Origin of the sequence: Hymenobacter coccineus (genome assembly GCF_001816125.1) — a bacterium.
Taxonomy (GTDB): domain Bacteria; phylum Bacteroidota; class Bacteroidia; order Cytophagales; family Hymenobacteraceae; genus Hymenobacter; species Hymenobacter coccineus.
Map to the genome: position 1 here is coordinate 1 of NZ_MDZA01000211.1, position 3,274 is coordinate 3,274.

Genomic DNA, 3,274 nt, shown 5'->3' on the forward strand with positions numbered 1-3,274 from the left:
CCAGCACCAGGACCCCAGCTGCCGCCCACGCCCCAGCGCCCGGATGGCAAAGCCGCCCGCCGCGCCACTGCCGCCGGCCAGCATCACGGCGGCTACGCCCAGCCCCGCCCCCGCCGTGAGGCCCAGCACCGAGGGCCCCGCCAGCGGGTTGCGGAACAGCGTTTGCATCTGCAATCCGCTCACGGCCAGGCCGCTGCCCACGGCCAGGGCCGTGAGGGCCTTGGGCAGGCGAATCTCCCGCACGATGAACGCCCAAGCCGGGTTGTCGGCCGCTTGGCCACTCAAAATCTTCACCACCGCCGCCAGCGGAATGCGCACGGGGCCCAGGGCAATGTCGAGCACGAAGCCCAGGGCCACCAGCCCCGCCAGGGCCAGCAGCCAGGCCGTGCGCCGCCGCCCGGCCGCGGCCAGGGGCAGCGGCGCGGCCGCGAGTTGGGCCGTGCTCACTTCAGCCACTGGTAGTAGTAGAGTTGCCACGCGGGCAGCAGCTCGGGGTGCAAAATCTTGATCAAATCCGACAGCACGAGGTCGGGCCGCACCGCCCCCGATTCCCAGTAATCGTTGGAGCCCTGGGCGTTGGTGCGGCGGTTGTTGTTATACACTTGGCCGGTTTTGAAGGGCGCGAAAGCGGCGTAGCGCGCGTCCTGGGCCGCAATGTCGGCCTTAGCCATGGCCGTGCCGGTTTGCAGCCAGTAGTCGGCGGCGAGGGCCACGGGGGCCACGGTTTCGAACGACAGCGCCAGGCTGCCGCTGGGGGCCCGGGTTTGGTCCCAGGCGTAGGTGCAGCCCGCGTCGCGCAGGAACTGCGTGAGGTAGCTGTCGGCGTCGGGCACGTACCACACGTCCTTGAACGGCAGGCCGATAACCACTCTGGGCCGCTGGGCGGCTTGGTGGCCCAAGGCCGCCAGGCGGTTGTAGGAACGGGCCACTTGGCCAAACTTCTGGTTCACCAGGTCCTCCTTGTTCAGCAGCGCGGCCAGCACCTTCACCCACTCGGCGCGGGCCAAAGGCGTGGTTTCCACCCACTCCGAGTTGATCATGACCGGCACACCGGCGGCTTCCAGGGTCTGGAAGCGCGCCAGGCTTTCGCCGGGCCAGCCGGTGGCCATCACCAAGTCGGGGTGCTGGGCCACCAGCTGCTCGTTGTTAAGCTCTTTGCCCTGGCCCACTTCGTATACTTTACCCTCGGTGATGCGCTGCCGCACCCGCGGGGCCGAGGCGTACTTGAAGTTGCCCAGGCCCACCACCAGGTCGGCGGCCCCCAGGAAATCGGCCAGCGCCACGTGCATCGACGAGAGGGCCACGAGGCTGCGCAGCGGCGTTTCGATGACGTGGGCATCGGCGTAGCCCGCCGGGCGCGCCGCCCCGCGGGGCACCAGCAGGTAGCGCGTGGCCGTGGTTTTCTGCTCGAACGGGCTCAGGATGGTGACCAGCTTACCGCCGGGCACGTAGCTGATGGTGAAGCCCTTGGCATACTGCACCGTGGTACGGCCGCGCGGGGCCCCAGCGGTGGTTTTGGGCGCGGCGGGTTTGGTCGCCGGCGCCTGGGCCCAGCCGGGCAGGGGCCCCGCCAGCAGCAGGGCCAGCAGCGCGAGGGCGCGCCAAACGAAAAATACAGAGGGTGCACCGCCGGCACGGCCGGCGGGAAGCGGGGGGTGGGGCATGGTACGACGAGCCTTTCTGCCGAAAGCTGTGACTGTATGAAGCAAGCGGCAGGTCTTCTGACTTCCCCCGTCGGCCGATGGCCTTCCCATCCCGCGAAGGACAGTGGCGCCAAGTATCGGCCGGTTGGTGAGGGGGTTACAGCAGCGGAGACTGTCCCGGAATTACGCCGGATTCCCTTTTCAAATCGCCCCGCACCGCGGAAACGATTACCATTTGCTGCCGCAAAGGTAGGCGCAAATGCCAGCCGCCGCGCGCCGGGGGCCCCGGGCAGCTACAAATTGGCCGCCGCTCGCACAAAGGCCACCCGCGCCGCCACCGTGGTTTTGGGCAATTCCAACACCGCAAAACCCAACCGCTGGTAGGTGCGCCGCAGGGCCCCGTGCAGCGCCGTAGCCTCGGCAAACGTCTGCCAGCGCTCGGCGTCGTTCACGTAAATCTCGGCCCACGGCGGCGCCAGAAACACCGGCGCCTGGTACGGGTGCGCCGCCACCGCGGCGTAGCACGCGGCCGGCACGGGCAGCCCCGCCACTTCCAGGTAGGCAATGATATCGGGCAGGCCCCGGTCGAAAAACGTGACGCCGCCGCGCCGCGCCGCGGCTTCGTAGTCGGCCACCATACGGGCCAGCGCCAGCTCGGCAAAGCCGGCCAAATCGCGCCACGGCACCAGGCCGCTGCCCAGCGCCACCTGCTCTTGGATGAGCCGGCGCGAAACCTCCTCGGCCCCCGCGAAGCCGGCGGCGCGCAGGGCCCCCAGCAGCGTAGTTTTGCCGGCTCCAGGGCCCCCGGAGATTACGTAAAGGGGCATTTTTGCTTGCATTGAACGCCAAAAGTACCCGCCGTGCCCGATTCCGCCGCTTCCGAAAAACCGCAGTTCCTGATTGCCGCGCCCAGCAGCGGCAGCGGCAAAACCACCCTCACGCTGGGCCTGCTGCGGGTAATGGCCCGGCGCGGCCTGGTGGTGCAGCCCTTCAAGTGCGGGCCCGATTACCTCGACCCGCACCACCACGCCCAGGCCGCCGGCCGCCCCAGCCTCAACCTCGATTTGTTCATGGCTTCGGCGGCGCACGCGCAGGCCACCTACGCCCGCTACCTCGCCCCCGCCAACGCGGCCGTGGTGGAGGGCGTGATGGGCCTTTTCGACGGGGCTGACCGCATGGCGGGCAGCGCCGCCGCCGTGGCCGAACTGCTCAATATCCCGGTCGTGCTAGTGGTCGATGCGCGCGCCATGGCGTATTCGGTGGCGCCGCTGCTGTTCGGGTTTAAGAACTTTTACCCCGGCATCCGGCTGGTGGGGGCCCTGTTCAACTTCGTGAACACCGCCTCGCACTACCAGTTCCTGCGCGAAGCCTGCGCCGACGTGGGCGTAGAAGCCCTGGGCTATTTACCTAAAAACCCGGCCTTTGCCATCCCCTCGCGCCACCTGGGCCTGTCCATCGACGCCGAACTTCAGTACGAGGCCATTGCCAACGCCCTGGCCGATGCCCTCCCCGCCACCGTGGACGTGGACCGCCTGCTGGCCCTCACCAGCACCGCCGCGCCCGCGCCCGGGGCCCCCGCCCCGCCCGCGCCCGGGGCCCCCCAGCCGCGCCGCATCGCCGTGGCCCGCGAC

General features: G+C 69.5%; 4 protein-coding genes and 1 riboswitch. Of the genes, 1 reads left to right on the plus strand and 3 read right to left on the minus strand.

What is annotated here, in order from left to right; translation table 11 throughout:
• The 3 genes from BEN49_RS12885 to BEN49_RS12895 form a co-directional block, all read right to left on the minus strand.
• Positions 1-477, minus strand: a 477-nt coding sequence (locus BEN49_RS12885; protein WP_239691924.1) for an iron chelate uptake ABC transporter family permease subunit, incomplete at its 3' end; no start/stop codon positions are given.
• Positions 444-1,664, minus strand: coding sequence for an ABC transporter substrate-binding protein (locus BEN49_RS12890; protein ID WP_070744046.1), 1,221 nt, complete (start codon positions 1,662-1,664; stop codon positions 444-446). The genes BEN49_RS12885 and BEN49_RS12890, both read right to left, overlap by 34 nt.
• Before the next feature lie 30 nt (positions 1,665-1,694).
• Positions 1,695-1,894, minus strand: a riboswitch (cobalamin riboswitch).
• Positions 1,895-1,936: 42 nt separating this feature from the next.
• A complete protein-coding gene (locus BEN49_RS12895; RefSeq protein WP_158022897.1) occupies positions 1,937-2,470 on the minus strand; it encodes an AAA family ATPase in 534 nt (177 codons plus the stop codon).
• Positions 2,471-2,503: 33 nt separating this feature from the next.
• On the opposite strand from BEN49_RS12895, the gene BEN49_RS12900 reads away from it, so the two are divergent.
• Positions 2,504-3,274, plus strand: a 771-nt coding sequence (locus tag BEN49_RS12900) for a cobyrinic acid a,c-diamide synthase CobB (RefSeq protein ID WP_094123158.1), incomplete at its 3' end; no start/stop codon positions are given.

Excerpts from the sequence above, each read along its gene's own strand:
- BEN49_RS12890 (WP_070744046.1), bottom strand. The coding sequence starts at position 1,664 with ATGCCCCACCCCCCGCTTCCCGCCGGCCGTGCCGGCGGTGCACCCTCT.
- BEN49_RS12895 (WP_158022897.1), bottom strand. The coding sequence starts at position 2,470 with ATGCCCCTTTACGTAATCTCCGGGGGCCCTGGAGCCGGCAAAACTACG.